Source organism: Microbispora sp. H10885 (assembly GCF_014161415.1).
GTDB classification, from domain to species: Bacteria; Actinomycetota; Actinomycetes; order Streptosporangiales; family Streptosporangiaceae; genus Microbispora; species Microbispora triticiradicis.
In genome coordinates this window covers 185068-203654 of sequence record NZ_JABBWY010000009.1, presented here as the reverse complement: position 1 = coordinate 203654, position 18587 = coordinate 185068, and the positions used below count along the sequence as shown (strand labels likewise).

At 70.4% G+C, this 18587-nt stretch carries 20 protein-coding genes; 10 read left to right on the top strand and 10 right to left on the bottom strand.

Annotated features, from left to right (window positions below; genetic code table 11):
- Positions 1 to 182 precede the first annotated feature (182 nt).
- Together HHX37_RS24525 and HHX37_RS24520 are read right to left on the bottom strand one after the other, a co-directional pair.
- The gene (locus HHX37_RS24525) at positions 183 to 1049 is read right to left on the bottom strand and encodes a hypothetical protein (RefSeq protein ID WP_182886918.1); all 867 of its coding nucleotides are present in this window, start codon (positions 1047 to 1049) and stop codon (positions 183 to 185) included.
- A gap of 86 nt (positions 1050 to 1135) precedes the next feature.
- A complete protein-coding gene (locus HHX37_RS24520) occupies positions 1136 to 1741 on the bottom strand; it encodes a TetR/AcrR family transcriptional regulator (RefSeq protein ID WP_182880933.1) in 606 nt (201 codons plus the stop codon).
- Positions 1742 to 1840: 99 nt separating this feature from the next.
- Between HHX37_RS24520 and HHX37_RS24515 the strand changes: the two genes are divergently transcribed.
- Positions 1841 to 2569, top strand: a complete 729-nt coding sequence (locus HHX37_RS24515) for an SDR family NAD(P)-dependent oxidoreductase (RefSeq protein WP_182886917.1) — start codon at positions 1841 to 1843, stop codon at positions 2567 to 2569.
- A 208-nt stretch (positions 2570 to 2777) separates the two neighbouring features.
- Here the strand turns inward: HHX37_RS24515 and HHX37_RS24510 are convergent, their stop codons facing one another.
- Positions 2778 to 2918, bottom strand: coding sequence for a hypothetical protein (locus HHX37_RS24510; RefSeq protein ID WP_182886916.1), 141 nt, complete (start codon positions 2916 to 2918; stop codon positions 2778 to 2780).
- 708 nt (positions 2919 to 3626) lie between these two features.
- Between HHX37_RS24510 and HHX37_RS24505 the strand changes: the two genes are divergently transcribed.
- Together HHX37_RS24505 and HHX37_RS24500 are read left to right on the top strand one after the other, a co-directional pair.
- Positions 3627 to 4112 carry a hypothetical protein gene (locus HHX37_RS24505; RefSeq protein ID WP_182880936.1) on the top strand — a complete coding sequence of 162 codons (486 nt, stop codon included), beginning with the start codon at positions 3627 to 3629 and terminating at the stop codon, positions 4110 to 4112.
- A gap of 672 nt (positions 4113 to 4784) precedes the next feature.
- Positions 4785 to 7049, top strand: a complete 2265-nt coding sequence (locus tag HHX37_RS24500; RefSeq protein WP_182886915.1) for a tetratricopeptide repeat protein — start codon at positions 4785 to 4787, stop codon at positions 7047 to 7049.
- Positions 7050 to 7206: 157 nt separating this feature from the next.
- Here the strand turns inward: HHX37_RS24500 and HHX37_RS24495 are convergent, their stop codons facing one another.
- Entirely contained in the window at positions 7207 to 8292 is a 1086-nt protein-coding gene (locus HHX37_RS24495; protein ID WP_220503105.1) for a diacylglycerol/lipid kinase family protein, read from the bottom strand.
- Positions 8293 to 8321: 29 nt separating this feature from the next.
- Positions 8322 to 8717, bottom strand: a complete 396-nt coding sequence (locus tag HHX37_RS24490; RefSeq protein ID WP_182886914.1) for a DUF3224 domain-containing protein — start codon at positions 8715 to 8717, stop codon at positions 8322 to 8324.
- A 226-nt stretch (positions 8718 to 8943) separates the two neighbouring features.
- Here HHX37_RS24490 and HHX37_RS24485 point away from each other — a divergent pair, with 226 nt between their 5' ends.
- Positions 8944 to 9681: an ATP-binding protein gene (locus HHX37_RS24485; protein WP_182886913.1), complete on the top strand. Its 738-nt coding sequence runs from the start codon at positions 8944 to 8946 to the stop codon at positions 9679 to 9681.
- Positions 9682 to 9711: 30 nt separating this feature from the next.
- Here HHX37_RS24485 and HHX37_RS24480 read toward each other — a convergent pair whose 3' ends face one another.
- Complete coding sequence (locus tag HHX37_RS24480; protein WP_138460676.1) at positions 9712 to 10161, bottom strand: universal stress protein; 450 nt, start codon at positions 10159 to 10161, stop codon at positions 9712 to 9714.
- A 154-nt stretch (positions 10162 to 10315) separates the two neighbouring features.
- On the opposite strand from HHX37_RS24480, the gene HHX37_RS37895 reads away from it, so the two are divergent.
- The 3 genes from HHX37_RS37895 to HHX37_RS24465 are packed head-to-tail and all read left to right on the top strand — an operon-like array spanning position 10316 to position 12826.
- Positions 10316 to 11251, top strand: coding sequence for an ABC transporter ATP-binding protein (locus tag HHX37_RS37895; RefSeq protein WP_310740504.1), 936 nt, complete (start codon positions 10316 to 10318; stop codon positions 11249 to 11251).
- 1 nt (position 11252) lies between these two features.
- On the top strand, positions 11253 to 12026 hold the full coding sequence (locus HHX37_RS24470; RefSeq protein ID WP_182886912.1) for an ABC transporter permease: 774 nt from the start codon (positions 11253 to 11255) through the stop codon (positions 12024 to 12026).
- Positions 12026 to 12826 carry an ABC transporter permease gene (locus tag HHX37_RS24465; RefSeq protein WP_117409625.1) on the top strand — a complete coding sequence of 267 codons (801 nt, stop codon included), beginning with the start codon at positions 12026 to 12028 and terminating at the stop codon, positions 12824 to 12826. The genes HHX37_RS24470 and HHX37_RS24465 overlap by 1 nt, the downstream gene beginning before the upstream one ends.
- Before the next feature lie 73 nt (positions 12827 to 12899).
- Here the strand turns inward: HHX37_RS24465 and HHX37_RS24460 are convergent, their stop codons facing one another.
- Complete coding sequence (locus HHX37_RS24460; protein ID WP_310740502.1) at positions 12900 to 13370, bottom strand: MarR family transcriptional regulator; 471 nt, start codon at positions 13368 to 13370, stop codon at positions 12900 to 12902.
- A gap of 93 nt (positions 13371 to 13463) precedes the next feature.
- Between HHX37_RS24460 and HHX37_RS24455 the strand changes: the two genes are divergently transcribed.
- The 3 genes from HHX37_RS24455 (at position 13464) to HHX37_RS24445 (ending at position 16894) form a co-directional block, all read left to right on the top strand.
- Entirely contained in the window at positions 13464 to 14483 is a 1020-nt protein-coding gene (locus HHX37_RS24455) for an NAD-dependent epimerase/dehydratase family protein (RefSeq protein WP_220503103.1), read from the top strand.
- A 155-nt stretch (positions 14484 to 14638) separates the two neighbouring features.
- Positions 14639 to 16087 (top strand): argininosuccinate synthase, encoded by a 1449-nt coding sequence (argG, locus tag HHX37_RS24450; protein ID WP_117409622.1) that lies wholly within the window; start codon positions 14639 to 14641, stop codon positions 16085 to 16087.
- 96 nt (positions 16088 to 16183) lie between these two features.
- Positions 16184 to 16894 carry a helix-turn-helix domain-containing protein gene (locus HHX37_RS24445; protein ID WP_220503102.1) on the top strand — a complete coding sequence of 237 codons (711 nt, stop codon included), beginning with the start codon at positions 16184 to 16186 and terminating at the stop codon, positions 16892 to 16894.
- Positions 16895 to 16989: 95 nt separating this feature from the next.
- Here HHX37_RS24445 and HHX37_RS24440 read toward each other — a convergent pair whose 3' ends face one another.
- The 3 genes from HHX37_RS24440 to HHX37_RS24430 all read right to left on the bottom strand — a co-directional run bounded on the left by HHX37_RS24440 (position 16990) and on the right by HHX37_RS24430 (position 18552).
- Complete coding sequence (locus tag HHX37_RS24440) at positions 16990 to 17388, bottom strand: VOC family protein (RefSeq protein ID WP_117409620.1); 399 nt, start codon at positions 17386 to 17388, stop codon at positions 16990 to 16992.
- 205 nt (positions 17389 to 17593) lie between these two features.
- Entirely contained in the window at positions 17594 to 17911 is a 318-nt protein-coding gene (locus HHX37_RS24435) for a DUF952 domain-containing protein (RefSeq protein ID WP_182880943.1), read from the bottom strand.
- On the bottom strand, positions 17908 to 18552 hold the full coding sequence (locus tag HHX37_RS24430) for a TetR/AcrR family transcriptional regulator (protein WP_182886909.1): 645 nt from the start codon (positions 18550 to 18552) through the stop codon (positions 17908 to 17910). The genes HHX37_RS24435 and HHX37_RS24430 overlap by 4 nt, the downstream gene beginning before the upstream one ends.
- Between the last annotated feature and the right edge of the window lie 35 nt (positions 18553 to 18587).

Sequence of the window (18587 nt, the reverse complement as noted above, 5' to 3'; positions counted from 1 at the left end):
AATTACCGCTGCGGAGAATGCGGAGCCCGAAACTGCGGGAGTGCTCACCCGCGAGCGCAGTACATGCAGCAGCGATCAATTGGTCGCCTGTCCGCGCCTATCCGGAAACGTGATTTCCGGATGGACGACCAGACCGGAAAGATGACCTGTCGCTCTCGTGAAAAGTTCACTCCCGCGCGTGCTCACCTCGGCAGGAGGCGACGGCGCAGCAGGAGCCCGGCGCCGGCGGCCAGGGAGATCGCGAGGCCGGTCAGCACGTACATCCGCCCGTCCGGCCCGGCCTCGCCGCCGCCTCCGGTCGCGGCCGCGCCGATCGGAGTCGCGACCGCGTCCCGGGCCGCCGGGGCCACCTCGTCGTCTTCGTCGGGCACGGCGGCGGTCACCGTGGCCGTCACGGTCCGCGTCGGCCTGGGGCTGCTGCCGGTGCCGGTGGTGGCGCTCGCCGAGGGAGTCGGGCTCGGGGAGGGAGTGGGGCTCGTCTGCCCGTCCCGGGTGACGGTGAGGGTGTAGGCGGTGAGCTCGTCCACGTTCCGCACCTCGCACTCGATCGTCGGCGAGGTCGGCAGGGGGCCGATGTTGACGGCGGCCGGCCGCACCGAGGCCGTGCCCGCGTTCGACGAGGTCGTCTTCATGTTCACCACGGCCGTCGGCAGCGGGATGATCTGCCCGCCGCCGACCGTGCTCAACGGCTCGCTCACGCCGGTGGCGGATGTCAGGTTCGCGATCCCGGTCAGGGCCGCGTACGCGTACAGCTTGACGCCGGAGAGCCCAGCGGCCGGCGCCCGCAGTTCGCGGCCGGTCACGTACGTCCCGCGCCAGCCGATGGACATCTGCCTTCCCGTCGTGGCGTCGTCCGGCATGATCAGCTCGACGTTGATCTCGACGTTCTGCTTCTCGGTCACGCCTTCGGTGGTGCACTCGTACTCGACGACCTCAGCGGCCAGGCGCAGGCCGCGCTCGGCGGCCGGCAGGGGAGCGGCCTGAACCGGGTGGCACAGCAGCGCGAGGCAACCCGCGAAGACGAACGAGACCACCGCACGCATACGCAACGCCGGCTCCTGAGGGGACTCATGGGACGTCGGGGACCTACATGAGACGTGGCACGGCGAAGATCGGTTGCCAGGCGATCAGCGAATCAGCGAACCGGATGATCGTGGGGGAGGGGACGCGCGGCCTCGGCGCGCAGACCGTCGAGGAAGAAGGACAGGAAGCGGCGCCACGTGTCCGGAGCGGTCTCCATCGACTCCCGGATGACCTGGGACATCGCCCAGACCAGAGTCACCAGGTCCCCGATCTCGAAATCGGCGCGCAGGCGGCCCGCGGCCCTGGCCCGCTCGATGATGCGCTCGACGTCGAGGAAGCCGCGGTGGCACGCCTGGCTGACGTCCGTCGCCAGGGAGAAGCTCTGCGTCAGGGCGTCGTTGAGGCCGTGGTCCTCGGCCTGCAGGGTGAACAGCCCTTCGAGGAAACCGGCGAAGCCCGCCCAGGGGTCGGGGTCGGCCAGGGCCGCCGCGGCGATCTCGTCAAGGGCGGCCATCCGCTGGGGGAGGATCGCGCCGAGCAGCGCCTCCCGGGTCGGGAAGTGGTTGTAGAGGGTCCCGATGCTGACGCCGGCACGGCGGGCGATGTGCTCCAGCGGAGCGTCGAGTCCGCGCTCGGCGAGGACCTGGGTGGCCGCGACCAGCAGTTTGTCGCGGTTGCGCGCGGCATCCGACCGCAGCGGTTTCGATCCGGCTGCCATGCCTCCCATCATATGAACATGAGGGTTGCCTCAAGTTTGTGATAGTGTCCCGACTAAGTTGAGAATGCCCTCAACTTTCCCGTCCTGGAAAGGTGCCTCATGTCTGCAGCAGCACGAAAGACCGTCGTCGTCCTCGGTGCCGGGCCCGGGCTCGGCATGTCCATCGCGCATCGGTTCGGGCGCGAGGGATACGCCGTGGCGCTGATCTCCCGGACGGACGCCCGGCACCCCGGATATGTGGCCGCCCTGGCCGAAGCGGGGGTCGAGGCGGCGTCCTTCGCCGCCGACGTACGCGACCGCGACCGGCTCCTGTCCGCACTGGACGCGATCACCGAACGGTTCGGCACGATCGACGTGCTCTACTACGGCCCGGGAGCCGCTGACCTGGACGCCCCGCGCCGGTCGATCACCCAGACGACCTCCGACGACGCCAGAGAGGCGATGAACATCCTGTATCCGGCAGTCGACGCGGTCGGCGCCGTACTGCCCGGCATGGTCGAGAGAGGGGAGGGCGGGCTGCTGTTCGCCGGCGGGCTGAGCGCCGTCATGCCGATGCCCGCGCTCGGCGACCTGGCGCTGTCGGCGGCGGCGCTGCGCAACTACGCCCTGACCCTCAACGCCGCGCTGGCGGGGGAGGGCGTGTACGCCGGGAGCCTGATCATCGGGGGACTGGTCGAACGGGGCGACATCTATCGGTTGGTGACCTCCCAGCCCGAGCGCTTCGGCGATGTGGGGAGCAGGTCCCTCGACCCGGACATGATCGCCGACACCGCCTGGGACCTCTATGCCAAGCGCGACCGCCCCGAGGCGACGTTCAGCGCCTTCTAGTAGGGCGGGCCGTTGCGGGGAGCTGCCAGGCGGTGCAGGTGATGGCCGAGGGCGGCTCGGCAGCGCCGCCGGGCAGGGCGGCCGACGTCAACGACTGACCCGGCGCCAGGAGAGCGACGAATGCCGCCATAGCCCGGCGGGCTCAGCTCTTCCTGGCCTTCCAAGGAGGTTTCTTATACCCAACAGAATCCACCTTCTGTCCGGTATGTCATTCTTCATCCGCTTTGTCTCTGGCGGCTGACTCCATGGAGACGATCAGCAACGCATTGCCCAGCTCGGCGACCAACGCGATCGTTTCCTCATCCGGCTCACATCCGAGGTTGATGCGGATCCCGACCTTGTCCGGCAACGTGACGCCGCGTTCCTTCAGTCAGGCCTGCCAGGCATATCCGTATCCCGAGAAAGCCTGTTAGGGAGCTATTTGCGCCTTTTACACGGCTTCGCCATCGTCCCCTTCGTGCCTTATCCGCATGGTGGTCAGCTCCATCAGCGACATGGCGAGGAAACTCACCGCCCGATCCAGGGCACGGTGCGCCCGCTCCCAGTCAGGCTCTTGCACGTGCGCACCGCCCGACCCTGCACGAGATGGCCGACGCGGTCGAGCAGGGCTGGGACGTGTGGGGCCAGGCATGCGGGTCGTCGGCCGGCTCCCGCGGAGGCCCCGGGCGCGTACTCGTCCTCCGGCCTCGCCGCCAGGCGTCCCCGTGTTGAAAGTTTCACCAACACCGTCGCGCGAACGACTGTGATGACGCGGATGCGACCGCCACATCGCACGACGTCCCATGGCCTGCGACCGGCCTGTTGATCCGCGGGGCGAGGTCGCCGCCTCTTTACGGGCTGTGCGGAAACCGCGATGCACCGCTTGTTTCGGAGGGCGGTGCTTCATAGAGGTCTGTCCGGTCCATTGCCACTGTGTGATCCTCCCCTCGAGAAGACTTACCCTGCGGCGTCTCCGGCGCCTGGCCCGCGCTCCGGATTGCCACCGGCGGGAGGGAGAGATGGCGGGCTGGCACTCCGGTGAGATCTCCACAGTCAACGGCGCGAAGAAAGGGACCCCATGATTGCTGGCAACCTGATCCGCCGGGCGCTGGCGGTCGGCACGATGCTGGCCACCACCGCCGCGATGGTCGTGACCACGCAGCAGCCCGCCGCCGCCTCAGCCCTGACGCTCAACGGCACGGTGGACTGCCTCAACGTCAACTACTCCGGCGACACCCGGGACTGGTACGCCTCGTACGTCGCGGTCAGTTCCTCGCCTCCTTCATACAGCGTGACTGTGCCCTACAGCTCGATGGTCGCGAACCCGGCGAACCACTCGTGGTCGTTCACGATCAGCCTGCCCGGCGGCAGCACCTCGGTGAGCGTGTCGGCCATCTGCAGCGGCGGTCACCAGGCCGACCAGGTCGGCTGGACCAACGGACCGGCGATCAGCATCCCCTCCTCGGCCACGACTTTGAACGCCACCTGGGGCTGCTACACCCAGCAGGTTTACCCCGGGCCCTACATCACCGGCTGCAGCGCGCAGTCCTACTCGTACAGCTGAGCTCCTGCCGCCCCGAAGGCCATCCGCTTTCACCGCGGGTGGCCTTCTCGCATGCGGCCAAGCGGGCCGATCGTAGATCATGTCGCGGCGGCGGGGGTGGCCGGGTACGAACGGGCGGTGGCAGACCGGGCAGTGGGAAACGCCGTTCTTGTCGCCGGTGAGGATCGCTATGGCGATCCCGGTGGCCTCGGCGTTGTGCCGGCGCTGCCGTGCCTCGGCTGCGCGGCAGGCCGTGCGGCAGTAGATCGATGAGTTCCTGTGGCGGGCCGAACCCGAACGCAGCGGCGACTGGCGCACCGTCAAGTTCGTCTCCTACACCACCAGAAGCGCCGCGCGAGCGGGCGGGCCGCCGGTCCCGCGTCGAGCCCCGTTTTTTCCACGAGTCCAGGGCTCCGCGGGATCGCAGCGCGTGCGGGCGTCTGCTGGGCGGTCGGCTGATCCGGTGCCCCTTTCGCCAGCCCATCGGAATGGCCGATAATGAACATTATGTCAAGTAAGCGAGATCGGGCCGTCCCCCGAGAGGGACGACGACGATCAGGCGGCTCCCCTTGCCCGTTGCCGCCGGCGCGAGCCCGGCCTTCATCTCGGCTCCGAATCGACCATCTCTGTCTCCTTACCAGATGCGCGGCGATCTCAAGGCCGCTTACAACGCCATCCGCCTACGATCGATGTATGGATTGGGATGCCATAGGCGCCATTGCATCGATCGTTGGTATTCCCGTTGCGGTGGTCGCCGGTTTCATCCAGTTGCGCAGCGAATCACCACGAAAACGTACCGAAAAAGCTGCCGCCGCCCCTGCCGAAAGAGATCACTCGGCTCATGTGGCGGAGCCTCCGGCGGCTTCGATCCACCCGCCATTGGGCCGCCTGCCGTCGCATGTGCACGGACGCGCGGAAATCCTGGACCAACTGGGCCGAGCCATAACGTCGGGGTCCGGAAGAATCCAGGTGATCGCAGGATTGGGAGGTGTCGGAAAGACGACACTGGCTCTGAAGCTCGCCGAGGACTCGCGAAATCGGTTCTCAGCGGTCTGGTGGGTGAACGGGGCGGATCGCGTGACCTTCATGACCTCCATGCTGGGTATCGCACAGCACGAGCTGAACGTGCCGGAACCGGCCGTTCGCGAGGCCATGTCCGGTCGCAGGAACGCCGCGGATCTCTTCTGGAACGCGATCGAGCGGACGCCGGTCGACGGCGGCCGTCTGCTGATCATCGACAATGCCGACGATCCGCAGTCGGTGCTGACCATGGCCGGAGACCAGGTCGCCGACGGGACCGGCTGGATTCGGGTCAGCCGGGACTGCTTCGTCGTCGTGACGTCCCGGGACAGGGCACCGACAACATGGGGGCGACTGTGCGAGCTACATCTTCTCGGTCCGCTCTCCCCCGATGCCGCCGCCGACCTTCTCATGGACCTCGTCCCAGGAGACGGCGATCGTGCCGCCGCGCTGGCGGTGGGACATCGCCTGTTCGGACTGCCGCTGGCGCTGCACCTGGCCGGCATCCACATCAGCGCGAAGAGCAGCCGGCACCGGACCTTCAGCGCGTACCTCGATGCCTTGTACGGCGACTTCGCGTCCACAGTGCGCGAACAGCCCCTCACCCCGGTGCGGCAGGGGGCGAACGACCGTCACATGATCACGCGCACGTGGGAGCTGTCCCTGAGCACCCTCGCTGACCAGGGGATCGAGCATGCCCGGGTGGCAGCGGGGACGCTGGCCGAGCTCGCCGGCGGTCAGGTGGTGCCAATGGAGATGCTCCGCGCGGAGCTCCCCGCCAGGGGCAGGCGAGGCCCGAGGACGCCTGCCATAGATGCCGCCGCGCTGGAAGGTCTGGACAGGACGGGGCTCGTCGACTGGTCCTCCCCTTCCGAACCCCGGGGCATCAGGATGCACGATCTGGTCGCGACGACCATACGCCGGCAGACCCCTGCGCCCCGGCGACGGAGCAGGTCTTCCTGGAACACGGCTCTGCACATGCTCACTGCGGCGGCCGAGGCGCTGGACTTCCGTCTCCCCGGCCACTGGCCCGTCTGGCGCCTGTTGGTCGCCCATTTCGAGGCGCTCCTCAGCACCTCGGCCACGCAACCGAAACGCGACCAACGGCGACTGCTCGAACTGGCGCCGCGGTTGGTCGCGATGCTGCGGCTGAGCAACGCCTGGCAGGAGGCCGAACGTTTGGGCGAGGTGGCCATCGCCGCCGCCGGCAAACTTGAGCGGAGCGGGGCCATCGTGGTCGGCGTGCAGCACAACCTGGCCACCATCTTGCAGTGCCGCGGCCTGTATCGGGAATCGGAGCACCTGCTCCGCGACGTCCTGCGCAAACGCGAGAAGATTCTCGGAAGGCATCATAGGGAGACCGCTCACACGAGAGGCAACCTGGCCATCGTCCTCTCCCTGCAAGGGCGCCACGGAGAAGCTCTGTCCATCATGAAGAGGGATTTCCGTGAGCGCACGAGACTTCTGGGTCCGGAACATCCCGACACCCTGCGCGCGGGCCTCAATCTGGCCGACATCTTGCGCGAAAGCGGAGACCTGGACGCGGCCGAATTGCTCATGCGTGCGACCTTGGTGGTGCAGGAACGCACCCTCGGCAGCACATATCCGGACACCTTGATCAGTCGCCACAACCTGGCGCGTCTCCTGCACGTACGCGGCGACTTCGCCGCTGCCGCCGAGGCGTACCGCGACGTCCAGGGACCGTTGGAAGAAGTGCTCGGCGTGAGTCACGAGGTGACGCTGGGCAACCTGCATCACTGGGGCGTGCTGCTCTCCGATCAGGGACAGCAGGCCGCTGCGGTGCACCTGCTCGAACAGGTGCTGGACAGCCGGAGGCAGGCGTTGGGACCGGACCATCCCGACACCCAGGAGACGGCGGAGGCTCTGCTTGCGGCGAACGACCTGCCTCCCTGTGGAGACTCGGCTGAATCCCGGTGATTGAGCCGGGCCCGGGCCGGTCACCTGCGGTGGGCCGCCCTCTCCCCCGGCTCGCGTGCCGAGCCGGGGCGCGGGTGACAGGGCTGTGCCGTCCCGGCCGTACGGGAAAGGTGGTGCGTGGTGACGGCCGGGACGGCGACCTGGTCGAAGCGCCGGGTCAGCCGGTGGCGTCGGGCAGGCAGAGGGTGACGGCCTCGGGCACCACCTTGACCGTGATGCGCTTGACCCGGTCGCGCGCTCCCCCATCGAGTTCGTACGCCATGGGGGTCTGCAGCTTGACCGACACCTTCCTGGCGCGGGTGATGCGGACGAAGGGCGATTTCTCGGCGTTGCCGGCGCTCATCCGGCCGAGGGTGCGCGCCCACTGGATGGGCCCTTCGGCGGTGGAGACGCCGACCTCCAGCCAGCCGTCGTCGTAGCGGGCGTCCTCGAAGACGTCGATGCCTCCGGTGACGGTGCCGACGTTGCCGACGAGCACGCAGCTGGCGTCGCCCTCGAACCAGTCGTTGCCGTCGACCTTGACCTTCATCGGGGTCACGGAGCCGCCGACGTGCCGCAGGCCGGTCCAGATGTAGGCGAGGCGGCCGAGGCGGTCCTTGAGGCCCCGGTCGGCGTCGGCGATCATCTCGGCGTCCAGGCCGACGCCCGCCATGACCGCGAAGTGCTCACCGTTGATCTTGCCGAGGTCGAGCCTGGCGCGGCGGCCCTCGAAGCCGATCCGTACGGCCTCGGCCAGGTCCTCGGGGATTTCGAGGTTGCGGGCCAGCAGGTTGGCGGTTCCGGCGGGAACGATGGCGACGGCGGCGTCGCTGCCGGCCAGGGCGTCGACGCAGCGTTGCACGGTGCCGTCGCCGCCCCAGACGAAGAACAGCTCGGCGCCTTCCTTGAGCGCCTGGCGGACCTTCTTGGGGGCCTTCTTGCTCTTGGGGACCTCGTACCACAGCAGGTCCTCGACCTCGTAGCCCGTGATGAGCTTGCGCAGTTCGTCGAGGCCGCCGCCGATGGTCTTCTTGCGGTGTGCGATGACCGCGACGCGCGGGGCCTTGGTACGTGAGGCTTTGGTACCAAGGTCCTTGGTCGCGGGGGCCTCGGTTGCGGGGGCCTCGGTGCGGGCGGCGCCCGGCTGCTCGGCGCGGGAGGCGTCTGTGCGGCGCGCCACGGTTCGGGGGGCGGCGGGCGCGGGGGCGGCCGGGTCCGGCGCGGCGACCGCGCCCGTGGGCTGCCGATCAGCGGATTTCACCATGGGTCCACGGCTACCCAGCCGGGGACCGATTAGGCCTCGGGCAGGGTGTAGTCGAGGGTGTAGTGGTGGCCGTTCTCGACGCGGATGGTGCCCTCCCCCGTGAGGCCGGTCAGTTCGCCGGTGCCGGTCGCGGGGACGATCTGCCACTTCATCCACTGTTCGCCGTCGTGGCTGGCGGCGCTGTGCTGCAGGACGAAGGTGCCCTTGCGTCCGTGCAGGGTGCCCTCGAAGTGTTCGACGCCGACGTAGGCGGCTGGGCCGTCGGGGGCGACGACGGTCAGGATCTCGGTGGTGCTGGTGCCGGTGAGGTCGCCCTGGAAGGTCTTGGTGAGGCGGTTGCGGCCGAACGTGGCTCCCTGTTTCTCCTCGGTGGCCAGGTCGTTCCAGCTGGTGACGTCGAATGTGCCGGTGGCGTGCGCGTGCATGGGACCAGGGTGGCGGTTGTTCCTGTCATCTTCTGTCAGGTACGCGGCGGGTTCCTGGGGTTGGCTTTCCGAGATGACTTTTCAGTGAGGAGTCGGAGAAAGTTCGACGAATGCGGTCAAGGCTCCCGCTTTACCGCCGGGCATGACGGATGATCGGAGACATGCCTACTCCCCCAGTGGCCGCGCTGTCCGCCGCAGACCGGTCCGTCCAGGGCCGCTCCGCGGGATGCTGACCTCCCCCTTCCCCGCGCGGGAAGGCCGCAGGGTCGCGTACCGGGTGTTCGGGTCGGTCGCGACCGCGCCGCGGCGGGCCCGCGCGTTCGTACGGTGCCAGCTGCGGGGGTGGCAGCTCGGGCATCTGGCGGACACGGCGGAGCTGGTCGTCTCGGAGCTGGTGACGAACGCGGTGCGGGCGACGGACGCCGTGGTGAGCCCGCCCGTGGCGTCGTCGATGTTCCCGGTCGCGCTGCGTACGGTGGCGTTGCGGGTGCGGGAGGCTCCCGGGCCGCGCAGTCTGTTCATCGAGGTGTGGGACGGCAGCGAGCACGAGCCGGTGCCCGGCGGTGACGCGGGGGCCGAGCCGGGCGAGAGCGGCCGAGGGCTGGTGCTGGTGGGGAGCCTGGCGCGGCGCTGGGGGCACTACACGGCGCCGGACCGGGGGAAGATCGTGTGGTGCGAGCTGGCGATCGCGGCGGCGGATGCGGTGGCCTTCGGCCTGCCGGAGGACACTCCCCCGGCCGTGGTGCGGGGGCCGTCGTCCGGGATGTTCTCGGCGGTCGTGGCGGGCCTCGCGTCCGGCGTGTCGTCGGCGCTGGCGCCGGTGGCGGGGCCAGCCGGGGCGCTGCCGCGGCGGGAGCGGCGTCATCCCGTGGGAGTGCTCGCGGACGGCCCGGACGAGGCGACGCTGCTGCGGGTGCTGGAGGGATTGCGCGCCCTCGACGTGTCCGGCCCGGATCACCGCTGAGCGGTGCTGGAATACCGGCTGCCGGGGCGGTCAGGGCACGACGGTGACGGGCCATCGGCCGGCGCGGACCAGGCGGAGCGCGACCGAGCCGATGAAGCGGTGCCCGGCCTGGGTCGAGGCGCCCACGACGACCGCGTCCGCCCTGATCTCGTCGGCGATCTTGGCGAGGGCTCCGGCGGCGTCGCCGTACTCGGTGCGGAAGGTGTAGCCGACGTGGGAGTGGAGGGTCCGGGCGTAGTGCTCCACCTGTTCGCGGAGCTCGGCGGCGACCTGCTCCCCCGCCTCGACGACGGACGCGGAGGCGGTGGGCATCATCGTGCTGATCATGCCGGGGTCGGTCACGTGGACGAGCACGACGTGGGAGCCCTGGCGGCGGGCCAGTCCCCAGGCGTAGGCGGCGGCGCGGAGCGAGGTGTCGGAGCCGTCGATGCCGACGAGGATGACCCGCGGGCCGTCGGTGCCCAGTTCGAACGTGCTCACGCACGTCAGCGTACGACCTGCGTGGAGTACGCGTGCGGGGGCCTGCGTCCCGGCTGGGGAGACCGCCTGGGAGATGGGGACGGCTCGGGGTCGTGGCGGGGGCGCCGATAACCTGTTGCGGAAATGTCGGGGCCGTTGGTTAGGGTCTCGGATCGTGGCTGACCAACCTCTGATCGTGGCGCGTGGCCTGGTCAAACGCTTCGGAGACTTCACCGCCGTCGACGGGATCGACCTGGAGGTGGCGCCGGGCGAGGCGTTCGGGTTCCTGGGTCCCAACGGGGCCGGGAAGTCCTCGACGATGCGCATGATCGGGTGCGTGTCGGTGCCGACCGCCGGGGAGTTGCGCATCCTGGGGATGGACGCGGTGCGGGACGGGTCGCGGATCCGGGCGCGGCTGGGGGTGTGCCCGCAGCTCGACAACCTCGATCCCGATCTGACGGTGCGGGAGAACCTGGTGACGTACGCCAGGTATTTCGGGTTGTCGCGGGCGGAGAGCCGCAGGCGGGCGGACGAGCTTCTGGAGTTCGTGCAGCTCTCGGATCGCGCGAACGGGAAGGTCGAGCCGCTGTCGGGGGGAATGAAGCGGCGGCTGACCATCGCGCGGGCGATGGTGAACGAGCCCGACCTGGTGCTGCTGGACGAGCCGACGACGGGGCTGGACCCGCAGGCGCGTCATCTGCTGTGGGAGCGGTTGTTCCGGTTGAAGCAGCGGGGCGCGACGCTGGTGCTCACCACGCACTACATGGACGAGGCCGAGCAGTTGTGCGACCGGCTGGTGGTGATGGACGGCGGGAGGATCGTGGCCGAGGGGTCGCCGCGGTCGCTGATCGAGACGTACTCGACCGCGGAGGTGGTGGAGCTGCGTTTCCCCGACGGGCTGGAGGGCGTCGCGGGGCATGCCGCCGCGCTTGAGGGGGTCGGCAAGCGGGTGGATCCGCTGCCGGATCGGGTGCTGGTGTACGTGGACGACGGGGACGCGGCGCTGGCGGAGGTGCAGCGGCGCGGGCTGGAGCCGTCCAGCGTGCTGGTACGGAGGTCGACGCTGGAGGATGTGTTCCTCCACCTGACGGGCCGGACGCTGGTGGACTGAGATGGCGCTCACGCGGTCCGTTCATCCGACCTTCGCGGTGCTGGAGCGGCACCTGACCCTGTATCGGCGGCTGTGGCAGGCGTCGGTGTTCTCGTCGTTCGTCATGCCGGTGCTGTTCCTGCTGAGCATCGGCATCGGGGTGGGCGGCTACGTCGGTTCCGTGCAGGGGGTCGACTACCTGTCGTGGATCGTGCCGGGTGTGCTCGCGTCGACGGCCTTCCAGATCGCGGTGGGCGAGTCGACCTACGCGGTGCTCGGGGACTTCAAGTGGGTCCGGGCGTACCACGCGATGCGGGCGACTCCGGTGAACGTGGCCGACATGGTCCGTGGTCACCTGCTCTACCTGGTCTTCCGGGTGACGGTGACGGTGCTGGCGTTCCTGGTCGTGGTGGTGTTCTTCGGGGGGCTGCACTCCCCGTGGGCGCCGGCGACCGTGCTGGTGTGCGCCCTGGTGACGGTGGCCGTGGCGGCGCCGGTGACCGCGTTCGCCGCCTCGATCGATCAGGACAGCTACTTCGCCCTGCTGTTCCGGTTGATCGTGCTGCCGGCGGCGCTGTTCTCGGGAGTGTTCTTCCCGGTGGGGCAGCTCGTGGTGGGGTTTCGGCTGCTGGCGTACGCCTCTCCCCTGTGGCATGCGGTGGAGCTGTGCCGGGCGGCGACGCTGGGGCGGGCCCCGGCCTGGCCGGTCTGGGCGCACGCGGGTTATCTGCTGGTGTGGGCGGTGGTGGGGATCGTGCTGGCGGTGCGGGCGTTCCGCGGGAGGCTGGAGGACTGATGGTGACGACTCTGGTGGTCTCCCGGCTCTCCCCCGGCCGGGTGGGCGCTGTGATCAACCGCAACGTGGGGGCGCTGCGCTCGGGGCCGTCGTACTGGGTCGTGCTGCTGTCGGGTTTCTTCGAGCCGTTGCTGTATCTGCTGTCGATCGGTGTCGGTGTGGGGGCGCTGATCGGTGAGCTGACGGTGGACGGCCGGACCATGTCGTACGCGTCGTTCGTCGCCCCGGCGATGCTGGCGGTGTCGGCGATGTCGGGCGCGCTGGCCGAGACGACGTTCAACTTCTTCTTCAAGTTGAAGTACATGAAGACGTTCGAGGCGGTGCTGGCGACGCCGGTCCGGCCGGTGGAGGTCGCGGTCGGTGAGCTGGTGTGGGCGATCGTGCGGGGTTCGCTCTACACGGCGATCTTCCTCGTCGTGATGGTCGCGATGGGGCTGACCGAGGCGGGCTGGGCGGTGGCCGCCTTCCCGGCGACGGTGCTGGTGGGGCTGGCCTTCGGCGGGCTGGGGATGGCGGTCAGCACGCTGATGCGCGGCTGGCAGGACTTCGACCTGCTGAGCACGGGTCAGTTCGCCTTGTTCCTGTTCTCCGGGACGTTCTCCCCTGTGCGGGATTATCCCGTGGGTGTGGAGGTGCTGATCCAGGTCACTCCCCTGTATCACGCGGTCGAGCTGGTGCGCGGCCTGTGCATGGGGGTGCCGGGGTGGGGCCTGCTCGGTCACGCCCTGTATCTGGCGGTGCTGGCGGCCGTGGGGGTCTGGTTCGCGTCGCGGCGTCTGGAGCGCACGCTGTGCGCCTGAACAACGGGTCGGGGCCGGGAAACTCCCCCGGCCGTCGACGCGGCAGGTGTGCTCGCCGTACGAGGGGTGCCGGTCAGGGGCCGCCTTGGCCGGTGGAGCGGGTGTGCTCGCCGGGATCGAGGGGCGGGGTGGGGCCGGTCATCTGGTCGATGATTTTCTGCAGTGCGCTGTGCAGGTGACGCCGTTCCTCATCGGTGAGGGTCGCGGTCGCGTGTTCGGCCAGCCGCCGTCTCGCTTCGGCTATCGGGCGTTCGGCCGCGCGGGCCCTGGGGGTCAGATGCAGTCGCACGAGGCGGCCGTCGGCGGGGTCACGGCGGCGTACCAGCAGGCCGGCGGCTTCCATCCGGGTCGCGGTGTTGACGACGGTCGGTGTGGTGACCTGCAGGCGGGCGGCCAGCTCCCCCGGTGTGAGGCCGTCGGTCTGCCAGAGGACCTCCAGCACGAGGTTCTGGCCGATCCGTACGCCGTGGCGGCTCATCGCCTCGTCGGCCGCGGCACGCAGCAGCTTCTGGGCTCTCGTGAGCAGCCTCAGCACTTCGGTCACGGGTCGATCCTACGATCCGTTTGCAGGCTAACGACTTCGTCGCTACATTGATCGATAGCCTGCTAATGAGATTGGGGGATCAGCGTGATCCTGGTGACGGGGGGTCGGGGGTTCATCGGCGCGCACGCCGTGCGAGCCCTGCTCGACCTGGGCGAACGGTGCGTGCTCGGGCAGCGGTCGGCGGGACCGCGGCCCGCTCTGCTGCGAGGGGTGCCGGACGGGCACGCCGTGATGGAGCCGCTCGACTGCGCCGACCCCGGCAGTGTGCTGGCGGTGGGCCGGCGGCACCGCATCACGGGTGTCGTGCACCTCGCCGCCTCGGGGCTGGGGGCGTCGCCGCCGCTGGAGGAGGTTCGGACGAACACCGCGGGGCTGTTCGCCGTGCTGCGTGCCGCGCTGGAGTGGGGCGTGGCCCGCGTCGTGGTCGCCAGCACGATCGGCGTGTACGCCGGGGCCGACGGCCCTTCCTACCGGGAGGGCGCGCCGTTGCCGGTCGCGAGTCCGCATCCGATTCCGGCGAGCAAGAAGATCGCCGAGATCGTGGCCGACGTCGCCGCCTCGTCCGGGCAGGAGGTGGTCAGCGTGCGGATCGGCGCGATCTGGGGTCCGCTGGGCAGACCGTCCTCTCCCTTCTTCGCCGCGCCCGGTCTCGTCCATGCGGCCGTGCGCGCCGGGGCGAGGCCCGGCGCAGGAGACGCCGGGGCCGTGCGGGGCGGCCTCGCCCCGGCCTCCCCCGCCGGCGCCACTCCTGGAGGCTCGGCGGTTGACGGGGTGCCACCGGTTTACGCCGAGGACTCCGTCGACATGTGCTACGCCCGTGACTGCGGGCGGGCGATCGCGCTGTTGCAGACGACCCCGGCGTTGCGCCACCGCACCTACAACGTGGGCGGCGGCCGGGCCGTCGCCAACCACGAGGTGGCCGCCGCCGTCGGCAGGGTCGTACCGGGGGGCGTGCCCGCCCTGCTGCCCGGGCGCTCCCCGGGATCACCCGCCCTCGACGCTCATCTGGATGTCACGCGGTTGCGGGAGGACACCGGATTCGTCCCCGAATACGTTCTGGACCGGGCCGTGGCCGACTACATCGGCTGGCTGCGGGCCGGTCACCCCCGCTGACGGCACAGACCGGACGGCGGCGGCGCGGCGGTTCCGCACGCGACGCCGCGCCGCAGCCGGTGCGGAGCGCGGGAGGCACATGGCCTGGTGGTTTTGCTCGGCATGGCCCCGATCCACATTGCATGTCCATGCACTGGGGTGTATATATTCTACTCATGTCCAAGGTCCTCACCTCCCTGCCTGCCGGCGAACGTGTCGGCATCGCCTTCTCCGGTGGTCTCGACACGTCGGTAGCGGTCGCGTGGATGCGCGAGAAGGGCGCGGTGCCCTGCACGTACACCGCCGACGTAGGCCAGTACGACGAGCCCGACATCGCCTCGGTGCCGGGGCGCGCCACCGCGTACGGCGCGGAGGTCGCCCGGCTGGTCGACTGCCGGGCCGCCCTCGTGGAGGAGGGGCTTGCGGCCCTGGCCTGCGGGGCGTTCCACATCCGCTCCGGCGGGCGCACCTACTTCAACACCACCCCGCTCGGGCGGGCGGTCACGGGCACCCTGCTGGTGCGGGCGATGCTCGAAGACGGGGTGCAGATCTGGGGTGACGGGTCCACCTTCAAGGGCAACGACATCGAGCGGTTCTACCGGTACGGCCTGCTCGCCAACCCGTCCCTGCGCATCTACAAGCCCTGGCTGGACGCAGACTTCGTCAACGAGCTCGGCGGCCGCAAGGAGATGTCCGAGTGGCTGGTGGCCCACGGGCTGCCCTACCGCGACAGCGTGGAGAAGGCCTACTCGACCGACGCCAACATCTGGGGCGCGACCCACGAGGCCAAGTCGCTGGAGCACCTGGACACGGGCGTCGAGATCGTCGAGCCCATCATGGGAGTGCGGTTCTGGGACCCGGACGTCGACATCGCTCCCGAGGACGTCACGATCGGCTTCGAGCAGGGGCGGCCGGTGACGATCAACGGCAAGGAGTTCACCTCCGCCGTCGATCTGGTGCTGGAGGCCAACGCCATCGGCGGCCGGCACGGCCTGGGCATGTCCGACCAGATAGAGAACCGGATCATCGAGGCCAAGAGCCGGGGCATCTACGAGGCGCCGGGCATGGCGCTGCTGCACGCGGCGTACGAGCGGCTGGTCAACGCGATCCACAACGAGGACACCCTGGCCAGCTACCACGTCGAGGGGCGGCGGCTGGGCAGGCTGCTGTACGAGGGCCGCTGGCTGGACCCGCAGGGGCTGATGCTGCGCGAGTCGCTGCAGCGCTGGGTCGGGACCGCGATCACCGGCGAGGTGACCCTGCGGCTGCGCCGTGGTGAGGACTACTCCGTCCTGGACACCTCCGGGCCGGCCTTCAGCTACCACCCGGACAAGCTGTCCATGGAGCGCACCGAGGACTCCGCGTTCGGCCCGGTCGACCGCATCGGCCAGCTGACCATGCGCAACCTGGACATCGCCGACTCGCGGGCGAAGCTGGAGCAGTACGCCAGGGTCGGCATGGTGGGCACCCCGCACCCGATGCTGACCGGCGCCACCCTCGTGGCCTCGACCGAGCTGATCGGTGCGATGCCGGAGGGCGGGGCCGAGGTCATCGCCTCGCGCGGCGAGGTCTCGGCCGACGAGGAACTGCTCGACCACGCCGCCATGGAGGCCGGCACCGACTGACCCTTCTCCGTCCCTGTCGCCCTCCCACTCCGCCCGGCCCTGCTGGCAGCGCCGGGCGGGGTGAGGGGGATGATAACGGGGGGATGGAGGAGGCGGGTGTACGAGGAGAGGCGGGCGCGGGTTCCGGAGGCGGTGCTGTGGTGGCAGGACGCCCCCGGCCCAGCTCCGGGATCAGGTCCCCCGCCGGTGCGGCGGGTGCTGCCCGACGGCTGCATGGATCTGATCTGGATGGACGGCGCGTTGGTGGTAGCCGGTCCGGACACGGCGGCGCACCTGGTGCGTGATCACGCGGGCAGCCGATATGTGGGGTTGCGTTTCGGTCCCGGCACCGCACCGGGGATTCTCGGCGTGGCCGCCTGCGAGTTGCGTGACCAGCGGGTTCCGCTGGCCGAGGTGTGGCCGGAGGCCGAGGCGCGGCGGCTGTCGGAGCGGGCGGCCGAGGCCGCCGACCCCGGCGCGGTCCTCGAAGAGGCGGCGCTGGGCCGGATCCGCGCGGCCGGGGGCCCGGCCGACACCGCGCTCATCTCTGCCGTGGTGGGCGGTGTCCGCGCGGGCCTGCCGGTCGCGGAGGTCGCGGCCGGTGCAGGGCTCGGGGTGCGGCAACTGCACCGCCGGTGCCTGGACGCCTTCGGATACGGCCCGAAGACGCTGGGCCGGATCCTCCGGATGAACCACGCGCTGGCCCTTGCCCGCCGGGGGATGCCCTACGTCGCCGTGGCCGGTGCGGCCGGATACGCGGATCAGGCCCATCTCGCCCGGGAAGTGAAGTCGCTGACCGGTGCCACCCTGGGCGAGCTGACCCGCTGAGCCGCGCCGCCGGGCCGGGACGACGGTCGCGTCGGCGGCCCGTTCTCAGGCGGCGTCTGGGCGGACGGGCGGTCAGCACCGGGCGCGGTGCGTCGTCAGGTGCCGGGAAGCGGCGCGAAGAGATCCACCCCGTTGCCGTCAGGGTCGTGGACGACGGCGTAACGCTGCCCCCAGAAGGCGTCCCACGGCGGCAGGTGCCCCGGGTAGCCCGCCTGGACCAGGTCGCCGTACAGGCGGTCGACCTCCTCGGGCCCGTCGCATCGGAAGGCGAGGGACATCCGGGGGCCGCCCGTGGCGGGATTCCACGCGGGGTCGAAGGAGCGGATGGTGTCGACCGTGTCCCAGGCGAGGCGGAGTCCTCCGTCGAGGGTCACTTCGACATGGGGCTCGGTGTCCGCCGAGAGCGGGATGTTCAGGCCCAGCCGGCGGTAGAAGGCCAGGGACGCGGCCATGTCGGCCACGACGAGGCCGATGAGGTCGAACGAGGGTGTCATGGCGGTCACGTTAGGCGGCGGGCGGGTACGGCGTCTTGAACGAATCGGACACGCCGCCCCGGGAACCGCCACCGCTTCAAGTGATCACGCCGCTCCGAGGCATGCCGCGCCGTAGCGGGGTGAGGCCGGGCACGTCGGCGCGGACGTCGACCTGGCCTGGCCTACCGCGCGGATCGCGGTGATGGGGGCGCGGGGAGAGGCGGGCTCATCGGGTGAAGGGCGTGACGGTGGTCACGGCGGTCACCGGGACCGGCCCGTAGATGTGGGGGAACGCCTCCTCCGCGCCTTCGGGCACCTCCAGCCTGACCGGGCAGCCGAGCCGGTCCTCGTCGATCTCCAGCACCACCAGCGGTTCGGTGACCGCGCCGTAGTAGCGGCCGGCGACGCCACGCAGCTGGGTCAGGTCCGAGCAGGCGTGGACGAAACCCTCCTCCTCCAGGGTCAGGCCGAGGGTGGAGACGCGGTATTCGCCGGAGGCGACGGCCGCGTCCCAGTCGGCGGCCAGCGCGAGGTGAAGGATCATGGGTGGCTTCCGGGTGGTCCGAGTGTGGTCAGTGCGCGGGTGACGGCGTCCCGGGCGCGTTCCCGTGAGTCGGGGCGGGCCTCGACGACGTCCTCCACCCACAGGCCCGACAGCAGCCCGGCGACGAATCGGACCTCGGAACGACCGCAGGGATAGCCCGCGCCGCGGAGCGCGGAGGCGACGATCTCGTCGCAGCCGTCGGTCCAGGTGCGGGCGATGGCCTGCAACGCCGGGTCGCGGCCGGCCTGGAGGTACAGCTCCCACAGGCCGAGCTCGCGCAGCCGGTCCGCGGCGTACACATCGGTGAGGGCCTCGGCCACCGCGGCGGCCGAACCGCCCGCCGGACGCCGTACGGCGGCGCGCATGCGGGTGAGTTCGCGCCGGACGAGCAGCGCGAACGCCTCGGCCAGCAACTGGTCGCGGGAGGAGAAGTAGTAGGAGGTGGCGGCGAGCGGGAGGCCGGCCCGTCCGGCCACCGCGCGGTGGGTCACCGCGGCGAAGCCGCCTTCGCCGAGCAGGTCGACCGCCGCGTCGAGCAGCGCCTCCCGGCGGCGTACGGCCCGCAGTTGCGGTCGCCGGGGCGTGACCTGGCGGGATTCGGGCACGCCGTGGTCCTCCCCTGGCTTGTCGGATGCGCGCATCGTCGGAATGCGAGGCTCGCCGGAATGTGCGGGCT

Coding starts and splice junctions, on each gene's coding strand:
- HHX37_RS24520 (WP_182880933.1), bottom strand. CDS start 1,741: ATGGCAGCCGGATCGAAACCGCTGCGGTCGGATGCCGCGCGCAACCGC.
- HHX37_RS24515 (WP_182886917.1), top strand. CDS start 1,841: ATGTCTGCAGCAGCACGAAAGACCGTCGTCGTCCTCGGTGCCGGGCCC.
- HHX37_RS24505 (WP_182880936.1), top strand. CDS start 3,627: ATGATTGCTGGCAACCTGATCCGCCGGGCGCTGGCGGTCGGCACGATG.
- HHX37_RS24500 (WP_182886915.1), top strand. CDS start 4,785: ATGGATTGGGATGCCATAGGCGCCATTGCATCGATCGTTGGTATTCCC.
- HHX37_RS24495 (WP_220503105.1), bottom strand. CDS start 8,292: ATGGTGAAATCCGCTGATCGGCAGCCCACGGGCGCGGTCGCCGCGCCG.
- HHX37_RS24490 (WP_182886914.1), bottom strand. CDS start 8,717: ATGCACGCGCACGCCACCGGCACATTCGACGTCACCAGCTGGAACGAC.
- HHX37_RS24485 (WP_182886913.1), top strand. CDS start 8,944: ATGCTGACCTCCCCCTTCCCCGCGCGGGAAGGCCGCAGGGTCGCGTAC.
- HHX37_RS24470 (WP_182886912.1), top strand. CDS start 11,253: ATGGCGCTCACGCGGTCCGTTCATCCGACCTTCGCGGTGCTGGAGCGG.
- HHX37_RS24465 (WP_117409625.1), top strand. CDS start 12,026: ATGGTGACGACTCTGGTGGTCTCCCGGCTCTCCCCCGGCCGGGTGGGC.
- argG (WP_117409622.1), top strand. CDS start 14,639: ATGTCCAAGGTCCTCACCTCCCTGCCTGCCGGCGAACGTGTCGGCATC.
- HHX37_RS24440 (WP_117409620.1), bottom strand. CDS start 17,388: ATGACACCCTCGTTCGACCTCATCGGCCTCGTCGTGGCCGACATGGCC.
- HHX37_RS24435 (WP_182880943.1), bottom strand. CDS start 17,911: ATGATCCTTCACCTCGCGCTGGCCGCCGACTGGGACGCGGCCGTCGCC.
- HHX37_RS24430 (WP_182886909.1), bottom strand. CDS start 18,552: ATGCGCGCATCCGACAAGCCAGGGGAGGACCACGGCGTGCCCGAATCC.